The sequence below is a fragment of the Mesorhizobium sp. EU05-FHT14A09 genome (assembly GCF_058790995.1).
Map to the genome: position 1 here is coordinate 135,048 of NZ_JBYTDF010000006.1, position 20,886 is coordinate 155,933.

General features: G+C 63.7%; 7 protein-coding genes and 1 riboswitch. Of the genes, 1 reads left to right on the forward strand and 6 read right to left on the reverse strand.

Going from position 1 to position 20,886, the window contains the following annotated elements; translation table 11 throughout:
• Positions 1-135: 135 nt before the first annotated feature.
• Positions 136-13,758: a hypothetical protein gene (locus AC3WTO_RS21175; RefSeq protein WP_492462882.1), complete on the reverse strand. Its 13,623-nt coding sequence runs from the start codon at positions 13,756-13,758 to the stop codon at positions 136-138.
• Positions 13,759-14,103: 345 nt separating this feature from the next.
• On the opposite strand from AC3WTO_RS21175, the gene AC3WTO_RS21180 reads away from it, so the two are divergent.
• Complete coding sequence (locus AC3WTO_RS21180; protein WP_492462883.1) at positions 14,104-14,685, forward strand: invasion associated locus B family protein; 582 nt, start codon at positions 14,104-14,106, stop codon at positions 14,683-14,685.
• Between the two features lie 129 nt (positions 14,686-14,814).
• Here AC3WTO_RS21180 and AC3WTO_RS21185 read toward each other — a convergent pair whose 3' ends face one another.
• The 5 genes from AC3WTO_RS21185 to AC3WTO_RS21205 all read right to left on the reverse strand — a co-directional run bounded on the left by AC3WTO_RS21185 (position 14,815) and on the right by AC3WTO_RS21205 (position 20,397).
• Positions 14,815-15,855 (reverse strand): DUF6925 family protein, encoded by a 1,041-nt coding sequence (locus tag AC3WTO_RS21185; RefSeq protein ID WP_492462884.1) that lies wholly within the window; start codon positions 15,853-15,855, stop codon positions 14,815-14,817.
• Positions 15,842-16,651, reverse strand: a complete 810-nt coding sequence (locus AC3WTO_RS21190; protein WP_492462885.1) for an ABC transporter ATP-binding protein — start codon at positions 16,649-16,651, stop codon at positions 15,842-15,844. Before AC3WTO_RS21190 ends, AC3WTO_RS21185 begins: the two co-directional genes overlap by 14 nt.
• On the reverse strand, positions 16,648-17,649 hold the full coding sequence (locus AC3WTO_RS21195; protein WP_492462886.1) for a FecCD family ABC transporter permease: 1,002 nt from the start codon (positions 17,647-17,649) through the stop codon (positions 16,648-16,650). The genes AC3WTO_RS21190 and AC3WTO_RS21195 overlap by 4 nt, the downstream gene beginning before the upstream one ends.
• Complete coding sequence (locus tag AC3WTO_RS21200; protein WP_492462887.1) at positions 17,646-18,464, reverse strand: ABC transporter substrate-binding protein; 819 nt, start codon at positions 18,462-18,464, stop codon at positions 17,646-17,648. The genes AC3WTO_RS21195 and AC3WTO_RS21200 overlap by 4 nt, the downstream gene beginning before the upstream one ends.
• A gap of 82 nt (positions 18,465-18,546) precedes the next feature.
• Positions 18,547-20,397: a TonB-dependent receptor domain-containing protein gene (locus AC3WTO_RS21205; RefSeq protein ID WP_492462888.1), complete on the reverse strand. Its 1,851-nt coding sequence runs from the start codon at positions 20,395-20,397 to the stop codon at positions 18,547-18,549.
• A gap of 182 nt (positions 20,398-20,579) precedes the next feature.
• A riboswitch (cobalamin riboswitch) is annotated at positions 20,580-20,786 on the reverse strand.
• Positions 20,787-20,886 lie beyond the last annotated feature (100 nt).

The following is a 20,886-nucleotide window of genomic DNA, read 5'->3' on the forward strand; positions in this document are numbered from 1 at the left end:
CCCTTTTCACCTCAGGTTCAGAGTATGCAATTAAGACGAAGGTATGCGTAATATTATAATATTAGTTTAGCAAAATATATGACTATTGTCACGTTAATTGCCGGGACAAGTGGATTAAATCGATCAGCGCGACCTTTATCTACTGGTTTGTTCTTGATAATAACTCACTTGCGGTGTGTATATCACGGAAGGCAGGCGTCGTTCTCCCGTTGTGAGCGCATCGCCCATCAGATCTGAACTGTCATTCACGGCGTGGAGATCGCCAAGGCCGAGCACATGGCCGAATTCGTGCATGACAGTGGTAAGCAGGTCGTATTGCCCGGCTGGCGCGGCTGTTCCGTCTGCGAACAGCAGGGTGTCGCCGACACGGTTGGCGAACTCCTCGTCGCTGAGTGGGGTGACGTCGACATACCAGCCGAGGCCGTTCCCATTGTCGTCGATGCGGATCACATTGCCGCTGGCAAGTCCGAGATAGTTGCTGCCAAGGTCGGCGATCTGGAAGGTCGATGCGTTGAGGGCTGCAAGTTGTTCGTCGGTCAGGCCTGTGGCGGCCCAACGCTGGATCGCAGCGGCGATGATGGTGTCCAGCGTTTCGCCAGTCAGCACGTCGCCCCACAGGTCGTCACCCTGAGCTTCGACGCCACCCGGTGCAGCAAGCAGCGGCAGTGGGTTGGTTGTCGGCAGCGGCGGGGTACCCTGGTTGTATGAGACCGTTCCTCCGACGCTGATCTGAACGCCGGTGACGCCGGTGTTGACGGCCTCCAGTGAGGTTGCACCACTCCCCGGCGCGCCTTGCGTCACGCGGAAGGTGCCGTTGTCTTGATCCAGGCGGATCTTCGAGCCGTCGCCGGCCTGGCCGCCAATGAAGCCGCCGATGGTGTTGCCGGAGATGTTGACGAACACCGTCGGCTGCGGGCCAGTTGCTTCGTTGCTTTCGTCCACCAGGATGGCGCGGCTATCCTGTATATCGCTGATGGTGTTGTTCGTGATTGTCAGGTTGGTCGTACCCCCGCCTGTCGGCGATCCCATGATTCCGATGTTGGAGCCGATACCCGCGCTGCCGGTGCTTGCAGCTCCTCCCGGCGTGCCGATGTCCTGGATTGTATTGCCGCTGATCAGCACGGTAAGATTGACCGCTCCCTCGTTGCCGACATCGATGCCCCGGCCAACGGTGGAACCCGAGAAGTCGGCACCATTGCCGATGATGTTGTTGGTGATGGTTCCGTTGATCGTCCGGGTGAACGGGGCGTTGCCGTTGTTGAAAATATTGATCGCGGTCGAGCGCTGGTTGACGAATGTGTTGTTGTCGAGGTCGAAAGTCAGCGTGCTGCTGCCCGGTCCTGTCGAGATGTTGATGCCGGCATTGTTGCCGGTGAATGTCGCGCCAGACACATTCACCGTCATCGCCGTTCCGCTGGTATCGGCATGGAGCCCGGTCCCTGTTGAGCTGGCGGGCGGGCTGGCGGGATTGTAGTTTCCAGTGAAGCTTCCGCCGCTGACGGTCAGCCCCATGGTGGAGGTGCCGTCTCCCAGGAAATTGAACGCGTTGCCGATAAGAACACCGCTGACGTCGGCGGTCACGTTGTTGTTGGTGAACTGGAGGTTGGTCAGCGTCCCGGCATGATTGGTGATCTGGATCTCGAATTCGTAATTGTTGCTGATGACTGAATTCGTGATCGCGGTACGGTGAGCGCCGCCGGAAGCCGTTCCGGTGAGGTCAACGATGTTGATGCCCGACTCGTCCGTCCCGGCATCGTTGCCATTGCCGGAAATGTTCAGCCGGTCCAGCACCATGCCGTTGATGGTCGAACCGCCGATACCGTCGCCGAGATTGTTGGTGATGTTCATCCGGGCAAGGTGGAGATCCGTGGTATTCGTCAGACTGATGCCGTCGCCCGTTGAATTCCGGATCGTGCCGCCGGAACCATTGTTCGCCGCAGTACCGTCGCCAGTCACTGTCAGGCCGCCCAGCGTCCCGGTATTGTTGAGAACGATGCCGCTTGCCGCCCCGTTCGAGGAAATCGAGCGGAATGTAAGCCCCGATACCCCGATGCTGGTGTTGGCCACATTGAGCGCTGTGCCCGTGGTCGTGATGATCGTGTTGGCCGACCCCGTGACCTCGACCACGCCGCCATTGACGGCATTGAAGCCGGTGTTCGCGCCGGTGTTGATGTCGAGGCCGCCCGAGAAGCCGATCGTCGCGTTGCTGCCGACGTCGTTGTTGTCGAGGTTGATGCCTTGGCCATTTTCGTCGATCGCCCCGGAGAAGGTGATCTGACTGCCGCCGGCCCGGCCGGAATTGGTCACCGAAACCGTGCGGCCGCCGGTGTTCGAGATGGTCGTGGCGATTGCGACGTCGGTCGAAGTGGAGTCGATGCTGACGCCGTTGCTCGTGGCGTTGAGGATGGAGCCGCCGAGGATATCGATGCCGGTGGAACCGGCGACATGGCTGACCGAGTTGATCAGCATGCCGTTCGCTGCCCCGCTGCTTGAGACGCTGTTGAAGGTGATGCCGCCCAGTCCAACGGCGACGCCGGACAGGTTGAGCGCGGTTCCGGTTGTCGACTGGATCGTATTCTGGCTCGCACCGGTGCCGACGGTGATGCTTGTGGTGCCCGCCGCGCTGAAGCCGGTGCCGGTGGTGGTGTCGATATCGAGGCCGCCATTGAGGAAGCTGACCGTGGCGCCCGCATTGTTGAGGATGCTGACGGCGGAGGCGTTCGCACTGTTGATCGCCTTGGTGCCGCCCGAGAAGGTGATTGCGCCCGCCGCATTGTCGGCCAGAACGATGCCGCTCTGGCCTGCGACAGCGTGACTGATGTTGCCGGAGAGCGTGATGGCCTGCGCACCCGCGGTGCGGTCCTGGATGTTGATGGCCTGGCCGGTGCCGCTGGTGATCGTGCCTGAAGAGGTGAGACCAGCGGTGCCACCTGTGCTGGCGCCGCCGGCACCGTCGCCGATGCGGATCACCGCACCCGAGCCGCCGCTCAGCGTGCCGGAACCGAGCGCCACGGTACCTGTCCCGGTCACGCTGTTCATGACGACGGCGCTGGTGCCACCCGCAGCCTTGCTGGTGGATGCGAAGCTGATGCCGTTGGTCGCAACGGCGTTCAGATCGACTGCCGTCGCTGTAACGCCGGCGGAGAGCGTGCCCGTTCCGCTGATCGCCACGGTGCCGCCGCCATCGGCTTGCAGGGCGGCGCCGCTGCCATTGGCGCTGATCGCCGTGCCGGTGAAAGCGAGCGTTGCGCCGTTCGAGACGTCGACGGCATTGCCGGCGCCGTTCGTCGACAGCGCCGTGGTGCCGGCGAAGCTAACGGTATGGCCGGCGCCGCCGATGACCGTCAGGGCGTTGTTGGCGCCCGCGACATTGATGGTGCGCGTGCCGGTGCCCGAGAAGCCGGTGGTGCCGGCGGTGTTGCCCGAGAACAGCAGGCCCTGGCCGGTGTCGGAGATGTCCGTGTTCAGGAAGCTGATGGCGCCGCCGTTGCGCGTCCGCACGGAAATCGACCGGCCCGCCGCATTGGTGATCGTCGCGTTCGAGACATTGATGTCGCTGCTGCCGCCGAAGATGTCGATCGCCGTGCCGCCGGTATTCTGGATCGTGCCGCCGCCGATGTTCAGGCTGCCGCCGGTGACGGCCTCGACATAGATGCCAGTCGAAGCGCCGTTCGCGCTGACGCTGCCGAACGTGACATTGCCAGCGCCGAGCGTCATGCCGACGAGATTGAGCGCGGTGCCGGTGCCGGTCGTGATGCTGTTGCCAGTGCCCGAAACGGTGATGGTGCCACCGCCGGTTGCTGTGAAACCGGAGCCGGCCGTGGTGGTGATGTCCAGTCCCGCTCCGGCGCCGGTGGCAAAGTTGACGGTGCCACCGGTGTTTGTCAGGGCAACGCCGTTGGCGTTCTGCGTCGAAAGCTGGATGCTGGAATTGTTGAAATTGACGGTGCCGCTGCCGCTGTTGGCGACCCTGATGCCGATGCCGCCGCCGGAGATGTTGATCGTGCCGGTATTGAAAGTCACCGTACCGGTTTCGTGGTTGTCGATGTTGATGCCGTTGGTGGCCGCGACATGGGTGATACCGCCCGCATAAGTGATGTTGCCTGTCGTGTTGGTCAGCGAGAGCGCGGTTCCGCCGGTCGTGCTGATCGAGCTGCTGGCATCGAAGGCCACTGTGCCCGCGCCGCCGGCGACCGACACGCCGCCGCCCGAACCGGCCAGATCGACATCGGTGGCGTTGATGGTGCCGCCGACATTGTTCAGCAGCAGGCCGATACCCGCCGCGCCGCTGACGTCGATATTGTCCAGCGTCGTCGTGCCGGTGGTGTTGTCGAGCCGGATCGCGGCGGCGCCGGTGCTGCCGGTGCTGGTGATGTTGCGAAGCGTTGTGCCCAATGCGTTCAGGAAGATGTCCTGCGCATTGCCCGAGAAAGTGACGTCGCTGACGGTGGTGTTCGTCGACGGCGTGATCTCGATACCGGTGGTCGCGAAATTCCGGACCGTCATGTGGCTGATGGTGGTGTTGGTGGCCCCGGCACCGTTGTCCTTGATGCCACGGGCAACGCCACCGGCGCCGTCGAGGATGAAGCCGTCGATGAAGTTACCGCTCGCACCGAGCGTGATGATGTTGCTGCCGGCATTCGTCACGAGCGTTGCGCCGCCGCCATGGCCCGCGCCGCCGCCGCTTTCCGGATCGGCGATGCTGATCGTGTTGCTGGCCAGCAGGATGGTGGACGGCGCGATGATCGCGATATTGGCCGTGTTCGTCGGCGTGCCGAAGCCGAGGATGCGCTGGCCGTTCTTCAGCACGAAGCTGTTGTTGCCGTTCGAATTGAATGCCGTGATCGCGCCGCTGTCATTGATGACGATGAAGATGTCGTTGACGCCGGCCGCCAGTTCGGCCGTCGCCAGCGTGGCGCGGTTGGCGGCATCGCGGCCGCTGCCGTCGCCGGTCGCCGTCGCGGCGACGAAGAAAGTCCTGCCGATGCCGAAGCCGTTGCCCGGGCTGGACTGGAAGCTGACATCCTTGAAGTTGTAGGTGCCGGCGACCGGGGCGTTGCTGGCATCGATGGCGACCACGGCGCTGATGGTGGAGCCCTCGTCGCCATCGTCGGCCACATTGCCGCCGTCGCCGAAGGTGAACAGCGCATCGCTTGTCGCGTTCAGCATCACGCCGGTGTTGACGCCGGAAATGCTGCTGGAGTTGCCGGCCGGGTTGCTGTCGCCGAGGCGCACGATCTGGTGGCCGGTGACACCGCTGAGGTCGACGCCAATCGAGGTTCCGGTCGCAGCTGCGTTCGAGACATCGAAATCATTGGCGGTGATCGCCGCGCCGAGCGTCACGCCATTGAGGTCGAACGCCACAGCCGAGGAATTGTTCAGGCCGATGGTCAGGCTGCCGAAGTTCAGCGCTGCACCCAGCGTGCCGGTGATGTCGACGCCGCGAGAGGTGATGCCGGTGAGCGATACGATGCCGAGATCGATCGTGCCGCTGGCCGCTGTCGTTACATTTGCGATGTCTATGCCCGAGCCTGCCCCGGTGGCGGTCACGCCTGTGAACTTGATGCCCGATGCGCCGACACTGACGCCACTCAGCCGAAACGCGGTGTTGGAGGTTGTCGTGATCTGGCCGCCATTGGCGACATTGACGACACCGCCGGAGGCGAAGAAGCCGACGCCGTTGCTGTTGGCGATCGAAAGGTTGCCGGCAAAGGTCAGCGTGTCGGTTGCGCTGGCTGTGGTCCACTTGACACCGCCCACGCTTGCCGCGGTGATGCTCACATTTCCGTTGAAGCTGACGCTTCCGGCGCTGTCCAACTGGATCGCATTCAGCGTCGTGTTGCTGATGTTGACCGTGCTGTCGAAGACGATGGTCGGCGAGGACGCGATCGTGTTGATGTAGATGCCGTTCTGGCCGCCATTCGCCGTTATCGCACCGAAGTGGGCGGAACCGCCTGAGCCGTTCTCGATGCGGGTTCCGACATTGGACAAGGCAAGCGCCGGGCCGCCACTGGTCGTGATGACGTTGTTTGCTGTGCCGAGGAAAAGCGTACCGCCCAGTTCCGAGAGCAAGCCCGCAGCATTGGTGGTCGCGATCGTGACGCCGCCGGAGAAGCCAGCACGATTGCCGCTTCCGATCTGGCTGTAGAAGGCGGCCTTCCATCCCGGCGTTGGTCCCGTACCGTCCGCATAAAGCGTCGCCGTGCCGAAATCGATCTCCGATCCAGCGCCGGCCACAGGAGCAACCAGCAGCGCCATGCTGCTAGGGGTGGCTGCGCCCAGTTGCGCCGAGAGCGGTGCATTGAGGCCGGTAACGGAAGCCGCCGTCGTGTTGGAGAAGGCGATCTTGCCCCGATAGCCGTCGAACCATGCGCCATAGGCTGCGAGCGGTGCTGCCTGGGTACCGGCAATCAGCGTTCCGCCGTTGACGGTATCGATCGCCGGTGTTGACGGGTTGGCGTCGAAAGTAACATCGAACAGACCGAGGCCACCTGTTTCGCCCAGGTGATTGAGGGTGAGGTTCTCCAGCTCGCTGACGGTCATTGCACCTGCGCCAACGGAGCCGTCGATCGTGGCAACGCCGCCGCCGGTGGCCGACAGCGTCAGATTGGACAACGCTATTTTGCTGTTCGCGGCGCCGTCGCTGAGCAGCAGGCCGCCGGCGTTACCGCCCTTGATGAAGCTGTCGCTCACCGGCGTGCCGATGGTGCCGCCGCGGATGATGATGTCGGCGACATTGCTGCCCTGGATCGCATAGCCGGCGCCGGTGTTGTCGACCCGCACGTTCTGGATCGCGCCAATGCCGTTGGCGCCGAACTGGATCGTGTTGCCGACACTCGTCGTCAATATCGGCAGCACCGTATCGACATTGCCGGCGGCCGCAATGATGGTGGACGAATTGATGCCGCTGAATTGGAACGGCGGCGTGCCGAGGATGCCGCCGATGGCGCCGAGAGGCGCGGTATCGATCGATTGACCGGCCGCCAGGCCGATGAGGATCTGGCTGTTGGCGAGGTTGAGCGTGTTGTTGCCGCTGGACTGCACCAGCATGTCGATCAGGTCGGATGTGCCGTTCTGGTTTGTATCGACCAGGACGATGACTTTGGCGCCCGATGCCTCGGCACCGGCGATCGAACCAGGGTTGTCGGCGGTGCCGGTCCCGGTTCCCGCCGGGCTGACATAGTAGACGGTCGGGCCGGTCGCTTCGGATGTGTCGCCGATGAAGCCGCCCGCCGCGCCATCGACATCGAGGAAATTGTAGCTGCCGTTCGTCGGGAAGGCATTGCCAGGCGCAAAGAAGATGTCGGCCGCCTTGACCGCGGAAGCCTTGTCGGTTGCTTCGCCGTCGCCGTATATGAAAGCGACATTGGTGGTGGCGCTGAACTTGAAGCCGGTGGCAGGTCCGGAGCCTGTGCCTCCGATCGTGGCGCTGGCGCCGCTGGGGTTTGTGTCGCCAAGCTGGATCGTAGCTGTACCCGTCGTGCCGGCAAGGTCGACGGCAGTTGTTCCTGCCGAACTCGAACTGGTCAGGTCGAAGTCTGTCGCCGTTATATTTGCGTTGACCGTCGCGCTGGAGACATCGAAGCCGGTCGAGTTCGCAACGCTCAGCGTGATGTCGAGGTCGGCGAAGCTGATCGTGCCGTTGCTGCCTTTGATGTTGATCGCGGCGCCGGTCGTGCCAGACACTTGGGTTGCGCCGGAGACGCTGAAGCTGCCGGCCATGTTGTTGAGGCTGATGCCGTTCGGGCCGCCTGTTGCCGTGGCGGAATTGAGCGTGACGTTAGCCGTGACGTTGCTGAGGCTGACCGCGGTGCCGGCAGTCGAATTGATGGTGTTGCCGGTGGCGCCCGAAATGTTGACGGTGCCGGCGATCGCGCTGAGGCCGGTGCCCGAGCTGGTGGTGATGCCAAGGCCGCCATTGGTGAACGAGAGCGTGCCCAGGCCGGCCATCGAGACGGCGGTGCTGGCGCCGGTGTTGAATGTCTTCGCGGCGCCAGAGAATGTGATGGTGCCGGTTGCAAGTGCGCCTGGACCGACATTGACACCAGTTCCACCGGAATGGGTGATCGAACTTGAGATGTTGTAGGTGCCCGACGCCACGGCGAAATTGAAGGCTGTGGCGCTTGTCGTCGACGTGACGGTGCCAGCAAGGTTGAGCACGGCAAGGTCGGCGCCGCCGGTGGAAAGCACATTGCCCGCGCTCACATTGAGCGTGCCGGTATAGTTGAGCACTGGCCCGCCAATGGTGTTGCTGTTCAAAGCGATGGCCGAACCGGTGGCCTGAGCGGCGGTGATGGTGGCCGCGCCGCCATTGCCGCCAATGTTGGCCGTGCCGCCCTGCGCCCCGCTGAATTGGATACCAAGCCAGGCGCCATCGATGGTGAGTGTTGAGCCGGCGACGTTTGCAATGTTGACGGTGCCGATCGTGCCGCCGAAATCGAAGCCGATACTGAATGGATCGGTGAGGTCGAGGTCGATGGTGCCGGTGAGATTGACCTTTCCTGGGCCCGAGAGGCCGGCGAAGACACCGCCAACAAAACCAGTATCAGTCAGGCCGCCGATACGCACGTCACCCAACAGATTTGCGAAGCTCAAGGCAACGCCGGCCCCGGCCGCGTTGGATTTCGCGGAAATGCTGTCGAAGGTGATACCACCCGCGCCGACCACCATCCCCCCCATCAGGAGGCCATTGCCTCCAGATGCGATCGTGTTGCCGGCGCCGGTGACGGTCACCGTACCGCCATAGAGACCCGGGCCGTTGTTGATAGCCGTGAAGCCATCGCCGCCGGTCGTCACGATATCCAGCCCGCCGGTGAAGTTGATTGTCGCGCCCGTGTTGGTGTCGAGCATGACGGCCGTTGCAGTGGTGGTGTTGGCGTTGACCTGTCCGGTGAAATTGAAGATGCCGCCGGTGTTGTTGGCGATCGAAATCGCCTTTGCGCCCGCAGTGGTGGCCGTTATCGCGCCGAAAGTGATCGTGCCACCTGTATTGGCGGTTAGGGCGACAGCGTTCGCGGCGTTGTTTTGCGTGATGGTGCCGCTGTAGGCGACAGTCGCGTCTGACGATCCCACTGAGAAGGCAGTGTTGCTGGTGTTGGCAATGGAGCTCCCGTTGCCAAAGGTCAGCGTTCCGCTTGATCCGGTTGCAATGCCGATGCCGAAATTGCCACCGGTGATGTTGATGTCGGCGAAATCGGCGATGCCATCGAAATTGTTGGCGAGCAGCGCTGCGTTCGAGCCGCCAGCAATGGTTGTGGTGCCGGTGAAATTGAAAGTGGCAGCAGTATTGGCAAGAACGATGCCGCTCTGAACCGGACCCTGGATCGTCAGATTGTTGACTGTGACGGCGCCGAGCGTGCCGGTCAGGAAAAGTCCGGTTGTCGCATTCTGGATCGTCACACCGGAGCTGTTGAAGTCGGTAATGTTACCGGTTCCGTCGATCGCCACCCCGATCGAATTGACGATCAGATCCGCGACAAGATTGCCATTGCCCAGGGTAAGTGTGTTGCCGCCGCCGCTGTTGGTGAGCGTCGCCGCACCATTGTGGGTGGGGTCGTCCTGGGTACCGCCTCTTATGATGTTGGCGCCGTGGGTGACGTTAAGTGGCGCGCCGCTGCGGTTGAAAATGCGGCCGTTGCCGAACGACGCCAGCGTCTGGCCATCCGACAGGGTGAAGCCGGTGGTGTCGTTGATAGCGGCGCCATCGTTTACCAGAGCAAAGATCACATTGGCGGTCGTGATGCCGTCGGCAAAATCGATGTTGGCAAGGTTGTCCACCGACGAGCCGTCGCCGATGCCAGTGGCTGTGGAACCAACGAAGATAACGTTGATTGGGTCGAACAGCTGTGGGCCATTAAACATTGTCGTGTTGAATTCGTAGCTGCCGCTCGAGGCTAGCAAGCCGCGGGTATCGAGCGAGGCGATTGCTCCGGTGACGGAGCTGCTACCAGTTGCTCCGAAATTGAAAGCAGTGTTGGCTTGCGCCCCGGCAATTCCGTGGGTGCCGAGCTGTATGCCAGTGTCGACGCCGGCGATGACGCCACCGCCGATGATAACCGATCCGCCATGCGTGCCGGACAGGTCGATGCCTGTCGAGCCGGCGCCTGTCGTTCCGGTGACGTCAAGCGTGCTGGCGGCGAAGATCGATGTGCTCGAGGATAGGTCGAGACCGATGCCGCAGTTGCACAGGCGGGTGATGTCTACATTGCCGAACGAAATGACGCCGCTTGTTCCCTTGACCGTGATGCCATCAACACCCGGCTGATCGATGGAGACATCTCCAAAGCGGACTGCACCGCTGTTGTCTGCAAGAGCAAGGCCAAACGAGCCAGCGTTGTTGACCGCCACAGATCCGCTGAAGGTCACGGCCCCCGTCGTATCCGTGATCTGTATGCCGGGTCCCGCGAGGGTATTTTTGATCGTTACGGAACTATCGAACGAGACCGCACCGGCGTAGGTGTCGACAAGGATACCGCCGCTGCTGGAATTTGAGATGGAGACCGGACCGCTGAAACGTATGTCGGCGGTCCCTCCCTGCATTAAAATGCCGCCCAATGCGACATTGCTGATGGTCGTTGCATCCGTTATCGCAAAGAAGCCCTTGGATCCCGCAATCACTGCGCCCAAGGCACCGCCATTCTGGGTCAGGCTGGTGAGCGTGACGTTGAGATCGACGCCGCCGAAGAAAATTCCGCCAAGGGCAGCCGGCGCCGAGCCATTGCCCGAGATCGTGCCGGCAGCGGTGAAGAATTTCCCATTGCTCGCCGAAGTAACGCTGATGCCGCCGATCGCGTTGTTGAGAACATTAAGCGTTCCAAACCGATAGTCGCCATTGCCGCTGATCCCCAAGCCGAGAGCGGTGTTGCCCGACAGCAGTGTCGTACCGGTGAAGCTGAACGAGCCATCCGAGGCTATGAGCAGGCCGGCATTGCCGTTGCCGGTCGATGTGAGGTTTGCGCCGCCAATGTTCGTCGATGTGCCGTCGAAAGCGATGCCGTCCTGGGTAGCGCCGGAAACCGAAACATTGGTCAGCGCGGCGCCGTTGACATTGGTGCCCTGGAAGCCGGTCGAGCCGCCGCTGATCGCCGTGCCGTTGAGCACTATGTTCGAGGCTCCGGTGACCTGGACGACGATGCCGCCTCCCGGTTTGGCATTGGTGAGGTTTACATCCAGCAGCGACGTGTTGTTGGCCATCGCGATGGTGGAGGAACCGGCGCTGCTGGTCAGTGTCGCCGCGCCGCCGGCATCACTGATCGCCGTTCCGTTCTGGACGTTGGTGCCGGTGACATTGAGCGGCACCCCGCCCAGCGAGAAGGAGCGACCATTGCCGAAGGAGGCCAGAATCTGGCCTGTGACGAGGGTGAAGCCGCCAGCCGCGTCGATTGCCGTTCCCCGGTTGACGAGGATGAAGGTGGCATCGCCATCGGTGCTGGCGTCGGCCTGCGCGATCGTCGCCAGGTCGTCGATCGATGAGCCGTCACCGCTACCCGTCGCGGTCGCGCCGACGAACATCAGGTTGCGGATGTCGAAGAGCTGCGCGCCGGTGAACACGGTCGTGCTGAACGCATAGGTACCGGCGCCGGGATTGAGGCCGCGCGCGTCGAGCGAGGCAAGGCTGCCGCCGATCGTGCCGCCGCCAAACCTGAAATCGGCATTGGCGGTGCCCGCAAGCGAGCCGGCAATGCCGAGCCGCACGCCGGTGCTACCGCCGGTAATGCTGCCGCCGTTGGCGATCGTGATCTTCGAGCCGGCGAGCGTGCCGGTGAGGTCGATGCCAACCGCGCCACCCGCAATGCTGGCGGACTGTGCCGTGAAGACGGTCTGGCTGCCTGAGAAGTCGAGCCCGGTGGCGCCGAGGCCCAGGCCGGAAATGACGATGTTGCCGGCAGCCACGGCTGCGTTGACACCGGCAAAGGAAATGCCGTCTCCGCCCGGCGTGCCGATCTCGACATCACCGAAGCGGATCGCCGCCGGCGCATTGGAAATGCTTATGCCGGCGCCGGACGTGCCGGTGATGGTTGTCTTTCCCGTGACGGAGAACGAGCCCGACACCTGGTCGAGGACGATGCCCGCTGCACCGCCCTTCTGGCTGATTTGATCCAGCACCACATTCGCGGTGATCGGGTCGATGAAGACGGCGATGCCGCCATTGCCCGAGACGGTGCCGCCCGTGCTGGAGAATTTGCCGGTGCTGGCCGTGCCGACAACATGAATGCCGTCGCCAGTGTTGTTCTGCGCATGCAGCGTCGCGAATGCGTAGGTGCCCTTGCCCTTGATGTCGAGACCGTCGCCCGCATTGCCAGAAAGCAGGGTGGTTCCGGCGAAATTGAAGGTGCCGTCGCTCTCGATGTGCAGCCCGTCGCCGCCTTTGCCGCTCGAGGTCAGGTTGGTGCCTGTCACCCCCGTCGATGTACCGGTGAAGGCGACGCCGTGTGAGCCGGTACCGGTCACCGTGACATCGTTCAGCACCGCACCGTTGATGTTGTTGCCGGAGATGCCGATGCCACCGCCCGTGACGGTGATGCCGGAAATCGTGTTGCCATTGGCGAGACTGAGCACCGCCTTGCCGGGATTCGTGCCGGCGATGATGCCGTTCGAGCCGCCGAAGTTGTAGGTTGTGGTGCCACCGAAATAGCTGAGGGCTTTGACCGTACCCGCGCCGCCGATCACGGTCTGGCCTTGCACCAGTGCCGCTCCGCCTGTCAGGATGTTGCCTTTGCCGCCGAGCGCGACGACGAAACCGTCTTTGCCGGCCCGTGCGACGGCGTCGTCCAGCGTCGTCGGGTCGCCCTGGGTGCCGAGACCGAGGCTGTTCTCGCCATCGGCGAAGAAGAAGGTGCCGAATGCCGCGCCGGTCGCCGCATTGATAGCGTTGCGGGTGAAGCCGCGCGTCGTCTCCTGCGTGTTGACGCGGACGCCGATATCGCCGCGCACGCGCTCGTTGACGCGCTTGCGCAGACCTTCGCTCGCCGGATAGGCGGTTGCGATCTCCTCCTGCGAGGCGTTGCGGGCCGGTGGGTTGAACGGCACGCTGAGTTGGATCGAGCCTGCGAACTGCGTGTGGTCGCGATTGTCGCTGCGCACTTCGCCGGCTAGCGTGATGTCCCAGCCGGCGTTGAAGGCATCGCGGATGGCATATTCGATGCCGGCCTTGGCGCCGGTGATGCTGCCGTCGCGATGGTCGGGATCGGCGAAATGATAGCCACCGACATCCAGCCTCAGCGAATGGTTGTCCGGCAGGTCGAACGGCACCTGTACGCCGAACTCGCCTTCGATGCCCCACGCACTGTAGCTGCGGCGGTCGAGAACGGAGACCTGCTCAAGCAGTTGGTTGCCGACGAGCGACAGGCTGGAGTTGCCCTTGCTTTCGTTGCCGTCGCCGCCGAAGGGCACGTAGACATTGAGATGGCCATCATAATTGGCGGTGATCGCCTCGATGCCGAGCGTCGCCCCGCTGAAGGTATGGCCGTCGATGGTCTGGACATTGGCATAGGCATAGCCGCCGACGAGCAGATCGGGATTGACCAGTCGCCGCACGCCGATGCCGACATCCTGGCCGAAGCCGTCGTCGAACCGGTGCTTGCCGCGAACATCGAGGAACAGGACCGACTCCGCGGTCTGCTTGAGCGGGATGAAACCTTCGATCGCGGCATTGGCGCCACGGTTGTCGGCGCCGATGACGGCGCGCACCTGCGGTTGCCAGAGGTCGTCTGCCTGCGCTGCTGCAGCACCGGACAGCGCAAATGCAAATGTAGACAATGCAGAGGTTTTCAGAAGCTGCCGTGTATACCGAAAATATGTATACGGCAAAGATGTTTGCGGGAAATCACGAGTACTCGTGCGCCGCATCGAACTGCGCGCGCTGGACTTAATCCCAAGCGATGAACGTTCCCCCGAACCCATTCAATACAATCCCCAGGTCGGGGGACAATATCCGAAATCGCTTGATTAGCGAGTCCTTGAGTGAAACACTCCCAAGAAGAGTCATCAATACTGTGGTTATTCGGTAACAATATATAGCGGAGCATATATCCTGCAGATGTGGTCCAGTTTTGTGGATCGCCTGCAGTGGGATGGATGTCACACAGGTTCGTGGGGTGGGAAATGACGGCAGGCAGATTGCGTGGGTCTTGCGGCGCTCGGTTCAGGATGCTGGCATGCGCGGCGGTGACAGTCGCGGCGCTCGGTGCGGTAAGCTCAGGCGCATCGGCCGAGGAGGCGAAGCCCAAGCCAGCCGATGCCAAGCCAGCCGAAGCCAGGCAGCCCGAAGGCAATCCCTGGGTAGTCAATTGCGCCAGCGGCGGTTCCGGCACCGATCTCGAATGCCAGGCTTCGCAGAATTTGACGGAATCCAAGACCGGCCAGCGTGTGCTGACGCTGACCGTGCGCCGTCAGGCCGACAATGGCAGTCTCGCCATGCTGCTGGCATTGCCGCACGGCTTGTTCCTGCCCGCCGGCGCCTCCTACCAGATCGATTCCGGCAACAAGGCGGCTGTCGCCATCCAGACCAGTGATCAGAACGGCGCCTATGCCGCCGTGCCGCTTACGCCGGAACTGCTGACCGGGCTGAAGTCGGGCACCACGCTGAGCATCGGCATGGAGTCGGTGACGCGCAAGCCCGTCACCATTCCAGTTTCGCTCAAGGGCTTCACCGCTGCGGTCGACAAGCTTCAGGCGACAAAATAACCGTCTTGGTCCTGCCGAAAATCGGAATCGTTTTTCGGAAAGGGGGCGGCATGCGCCACCCGGGGTGACATGCGTCACCCGGCACGCGCCAGATCAAACTGTTCGAGCGACCTTTGCGCGTCCGGCGCTCTAATGCCCGGGCGCTTCTTCTTCAATGCTCTCTGCTGCCTCCGGGTCGAATTGGTCGAACGCCACTTGCCACTCGGTGACGATGCCGGCGCGCCCGGTGTTGGCGTGATGGGCGGCAAGCCTCGCCTCCTGGCGCAGCGCGATGCGTGCCGCCGTCTTGGCAGCCCGGCTGACCGGAGCGCTCCAGTTTCGTGGAGCCGCACCCGTGTCGAGTGCCACGCTGACGGCCTGTTTCGCCATGCGGGCTTCGGCAGTTCCATAGCGTCTGAACAGGTCCTGGAATGCCTCGTGCAGGTCGACGTCGAAGGGCTGGTCCTCGCCCATCGCACCGATCACCGGATTGCCCGGATGCAGGAAGGTGAGCGGCAGCAACCCCTGCGGTATCGGCGTGTTGGCCGAATGGGTGCGGCCGCTGGCCAGCAGTTTGGGCAGGAGATGCGTGTGCGGTCCGGCCGGTGAAACGCCGCCGGTGTCCGGGCCACCGATCTTCTGGTAGACCTCGACACGCCCGAGCGCTGTCAGGGCGACGCGATGTGGATGCGCGGCCATGATGGCGGCGGTCGCGCCATTGCCCGGCTCGAACAGCGACCGGCCGAGATGGGCGCGCAGTTCACCCAGCAGCTTGGGGTCGCTGGTGCGGATGCAGAAATCGCATTGCGCCAGGCCGAGCCCCATGTCGAACAGGATGCCGGTGCGGTCGATGCCGCGGATGGCGTCGTCGTCGGGGCCGATCTCGGTCAGCACCGTGTGTTCGTTGCGTCGCGCATGTGCTGCCGGCAGGCACAGCGCCACGGCGTGGCTCCAGCGATGCCGTTTCGGGCTCAGCGTCTCATAGGCAATCGCCGTCGCCTCTGCCAGGCGCCGGCGCTCCAGCCGGATGGCGCCGCGCCGTGTCGCGCGGGTCAGCTCCAGCGGCTCATCGATCACCGGCTGTTCGTCCGCGTCCTGATGGAACTCGGCGATGGCGCCGAAGGAACCCATGCTCCAGCCCGACCGCCAGTCGCCAAGGTGCCTCTGCAACAGCGGTTCAAGTTCGGTCATCATCGTTCTCCTGTTTGTCTTCGGACCGCACCAGGTCGAGCGGCTGGATGATGGTGCGCCCGGCGGAGCTGCCGAAATAAGCCTCGACGCCGTAGACGCGGGCGAGGCTTTCCGCCGTCAGCACGCTGTCGGGAGCACCATCTGCGACCATGCGGCCTTGGTCGAGCAGGATGAGGCGGCTGCACCAGCGCGCTGCCAGGCCAAGGTCGTGCAGCGAGGCAACCACGCTCCGTCCCTGTTTCGCCTGTTGGGCGAACAGGCGCATCAGCGCGATCTGGTGTGATGGATCGAGCCCCGCCGTTGGTTCGTCCGCCAGCAGCAGGGGCGTTTTCTGGGCCAGTGCGCGCGCGATCAGCACGCGTGCCTTTTCGCCCCCGGAAAGGTCTGTGGCGGGTCGATCGCGGAAACGGTCGACCTCCATGCGCCGCATCGCCTGTTCCACGGCCGCATGATCGGCTGGCGACGCAGCGGCGAAGCCCGGCCGATGTGGCGTGCGCCCCAGCGCGACGATGGCTTCGACCGGGATAGCCCAGGCGATCTCGTGTTCTTGCGCGACATAGGCGATCCTGGCGGCACGCTCCCGCGCGCCGAGCTTGGCCGCGTCGTGCCCGCCGATAGAGATGCCGCCCTGCGACGGCACCAGGCCGAGGCCTGCCTTCAGCAAGGTCGACTTTCCCGCGCCGTTCGGGCCGATCAGCCCGACGAATTCGCCCGATCCGATGGCGAAGGAAACATCGTCCAGCACGCGCCGCTGGCCGAGTGAAACCGAAAGGCCGGAAACGGCAAGCAGGCTCATGCCAGCCTCCGCCGTTCGCGATAGACAAGCCAGAGGAAGAAAGGAGCCCCGACGATCGCCGTCAGCACGCCAAGCTTCAGGTCCCGTCCCGGTGCGATGAGGCGCACCAGTATGTCGGCGGCCAGCACCACGGCGGCGCCGCCGAGCGCCGACGCCGGCAGCAGCCGCGACGGCCTTGCGCCGACCAGTGGTCGCAGCAGATGCGGCACCACCAGCCCGACGAAGCCGATGGCGCCGGCGACCGCGGTCGCGGCGCCCACCGAGGCGGCTGTGCCAAGCACCGCCAGCTGTTGCACGCGGCGCATGTCGATGCCCATCGAAGCGGCGGTATCGGCCCCCAGTGTCAGCGCATCGAGCGCGCGTCCCAGCATTGCCAGCAGCACCCAGCCGATCAGCATGAACGGCGCGGCCAGCCACACATGCGTCATCGACCGGTCGGTGAGCGAGCCCAGCATCCAGAACATGATCTCGAGTGCGGCGAAGGGATTGGGCGACAGGTTGAGCGCCAGCGAGGTCATCGCGCCGGCGAAGCTGGAAACGGCGACGCCGGCAAGGATGATGGTCAGTGTGTTGGAGCGCTGTCCGGCCAGTGCCTGCACCACGAACACGGCGAAGATCGCCGCAACGAGGGCGGAAAGCGGCAGTGCCAGCGGGAAGACGACGGTCAGGCCGCTATAGATGGCAAGCACGGCGCCCAGCGAAGCTGACGCGCTGACGCCGATCAGGCCGGGTTCCGCCAGCGGATTGCGCAGATAGCCTTGCAGCGCCGCTCCCGACAGGCCGAGCGTCGCGCCGATCATCAGCCCGAGCAGCGCGCGCGGCAGCCGGATTTCGCGCATGATCAGCGCGATGGCATCCCCCTTGCCGGACAACAGCGCCGTGACGCCGTCGCCGAAGGCGATGGCGGCTGGCCCCACGGTCAGCGACAGCACGAAGAGCACCGCGACCAGAAGGCCGAGCATGGCGAGCAGCAGGCGATAGCGGGCAATCTCGGTCATGGCTGCCCTGCACGGTTTGCGGCGGCCTGCGCCAGCATCTCCACCGCCATCGCGGTGAAGGGCGCGCCGCAGATGGTGTATCTGGCCGGCACGGAAACGTGTCCGGTCTCCTGTGCGAGCATTTTGTAGGCGGGGTGGGTGAAGGTCTGCTGCGCCAGGGCGGGCGCCGCGTAGCGTGCCTCGCTGTCCACCAGCATGTCCGGCTTCGCCATGACCAGCAGCTCCAGCGGCAACTGCTGTGTGCCGGTCAGCCCGAGTTTCGTCGCCAGGTTGGTCAGGCCGGACGCCGCCACCACGGCGTCGATCAATGTGCCGGCACCGGACGTGTAGGAATTGGCGTAGTAGGTCGCGACGGTGATGTTCGGATGCGATCGTGCCTTCGCTTCGGCGAGCTTGCGGTCGAGTTCCGTGACCAGGGTTTCCGCCCGCTCTCGCCGGTCGAGTATGTCGCCCATGCGTCTCAGGCTCGCCCGCACGTCCTCGAAGGAGGTTTCGGGCTGGAATTCCTCGACGCGGATGCCGAGGTCCCGCAGCAGGCCGACCGTCGCGCGGGTCGTGTGGCTGCCGGCAAGCACAAGGTCTGGCTGCATTAGGAACACCTCTTCCGCCTGGCCATGGTTGACCGCCAGGCGTCGCGCTTCATCGGCCAGCACCGATGTTGCCGGATCGCTGGCCAGGTAGGAAACGGAATGAAGCTGGCCGTCACCGGCCACCAGCATGGCCATCTGGTCGGTGCAGACATTCATCGAGACGACGCGTCTCGGTGCGTCGTTTGCCGAAGCGCTGCCGGCTGCCAGCAACAGGCTGCCGGCCATCAGGGATAACCAAGGGCCTCGGGGCAAAGCCCCGTTGCTCGATGTCGCTGACCTGCGTGCCTGCATTGCCACCTACCGGCCCTCAGAATGTCCGGGTGAAACTCAGATTGAAAGTCCGGCCCGGCGCACGATAGTCTGTCACCGTCGAATAGTCCGCGTCGAACAGGTTTTCGACCGCGAACTTCACCTGCGATGCCGTGTCCAGCGCATAGAGTGCGGTGAAATCCACTGTGACGTAGTCCGGCAGCTTCACCGCATTGGCGGCATTGGCATACCGCGCCGCGCCATAGAGCACCCGCGTCGACAGCTCCAGCGGCCCGGTCGGGCTATAGGTCACTTCTGCCGTCGCCTTGAGCCGGTCGCGATAGGGAATGTATTTGCCATTGTCCTGGTTGAGCGGTTCGCGAACATCGAGTGTCACCTTCCCGCTCCACTCCGTGCTGAAACGATGCGCGAGCGCTGCCTCGAAACCCGTGACACGCGCCTTGGCCACGTTGAAGGGCAGGTAGGTTGGTGGATTGGAGGCGATCGCGTCGGTCAGCCAGGTCTGATAGAAGGCGATGTCGAGATTGGTGTCGGCTGTTGCCTGCCAGTTCAGCCCGATTTCATAGGATCTGGATTTCTCCGGCTTGAGGTTCGGGTTGGAGTAGTTCGGATAATAAAGCTCGTTGAAGCTCGGTGCCCTGAAGCCGGTGGCATAGGATGAACGCAGCCTGAGGTCGGGCAGGACCTCATAGCTCGCGCCGACATTGTAGGTGGTGGCGCCACCGAACTGGCCGTTGTGATCGTAGCGGATGCCGCTGTCGATGGTGAGCGCCTCATAGGACAGCGAATACTGGCTGAACACCGCTGCCAGCGTGCGTGCCGTCACGTCGAAGTCGACGGTTGAGTTCACCTGTTCGCGATAGACTTCGGCACCGCCGGTCAGCACATGTGCAACGGTGCCGGTGTCGAAATTCTTCGTGGTGGAAGCGAACAGACCATGGCGGCTGGAATTGAAGCGGTTGTCGCCGGCAACGCCATCGCGGAAATTGCGCGATCGATCGACCGAACTCGACAGCTCCAGCGTCGACGACCAGTCTTCGGAATGTTTGATCTGGGTGCCGAGCTTGCCGGCAAAGCTGGTCGTGTCGACTTCGTTGGCTCCGGGATAGGAAGCATCGTATTGGCCGCGGCTGCGGGAAATCAGGGCGTCGCCGTAGATCCGGCCCCAGTCGAACTGCTTCGACAGCGAGCCGTTGATCGAACCGAGCAGGTAGCCATCATCGTCCGGTTCATGGCCGAAGGCGGTTGGCAGCGTGAAGTCATAGCCGCGCGTGCCGAGCAGGCTGCCGCCGATCGAATAGTCGACGCCGCCCGCGCTGCGGCCGCCGAGATTGCCGGACAGGGTGCCGCCCCAGGGGTGGCTGACGCCGGCGCTGACCGAGCCGCAGCTGTCCCGGCCTTCTGCGCACGGGCCGCCTTGCCTGGTGATGATGTTGACGACGCCTCCGATCGCGTCGGAGCCGTATTGCGCCGAATGCGCGCCCTTGGCGATCTCGATGCGCTCGATCGAATCCAGCGGGATGTTGCCGAGCGAGGCCGTGCCGGTGGTAACCGAGCTCGCCCTGACCCCGTTGACCAGCAGCAGCGTCTGGCTGGCCGACATGCCGCGCAGGTAAAGATTGGCGGCGGCGCCTTGCCCGCCATAAGAGACGATCGAGACGCCGGTATGGGATTTGAGCAGCGAGGGCAGGTCTGGCGCAGCCGACCGCTCGATGCTCCGGCGGTCGATCACCGTCACCGACGAGGTCGAGCGCTCCAGCGTCGTCTCGCGCCGCAGCGGTGTGGTGATGACGATGCGTTCCAGCATCGTTCCGCCGGGGTCCTGGGCCCCGGCATGGCTTGTGGAAACCAGCGCGACGGCACCGGCCAGAACAACAGTCTTCTTCAACTCCGCCCCCAAAAGGTCGACGGCGCAATCGCGCCGCAAGGTTCATTCCGAACCGCAGGCTCAGGGAGCTGAAGGCAGATTTGCGGACAATCGCATTTCACCTTCCGGCCATTCCGGCATGCGGCAACACTTCACGTGTCACCGCCACGGACGACCGCGCCTGACCACCCCTCGTGATCAAGCATGGGTGACTGGAACAGGCAGGTCTCCTGACTTCCGTGTCATCGCCCTTTTCCGCCTTCCCGGTCGCGCAAGGCGGCCAGTGGCATCTTGGAAGAAGGCTCAACGGTTACAGTTGCGGGGGCAGTCGCGGTTTAGGCCGATTGTCTGGCCGCACCGTGTTCCCTTTTCATCCGCCTTGCGGCGGAACCCGTTCCGAGGCCGAAGCTAGCCACGGCAATGCCGGGCGTCAACCAAGGCATTCCGGGTTTCGCCCCCGATCGCTGGAGAATGGTGGTTTTCCAGGATCTTGAGGGCGCTTGGCGAGCG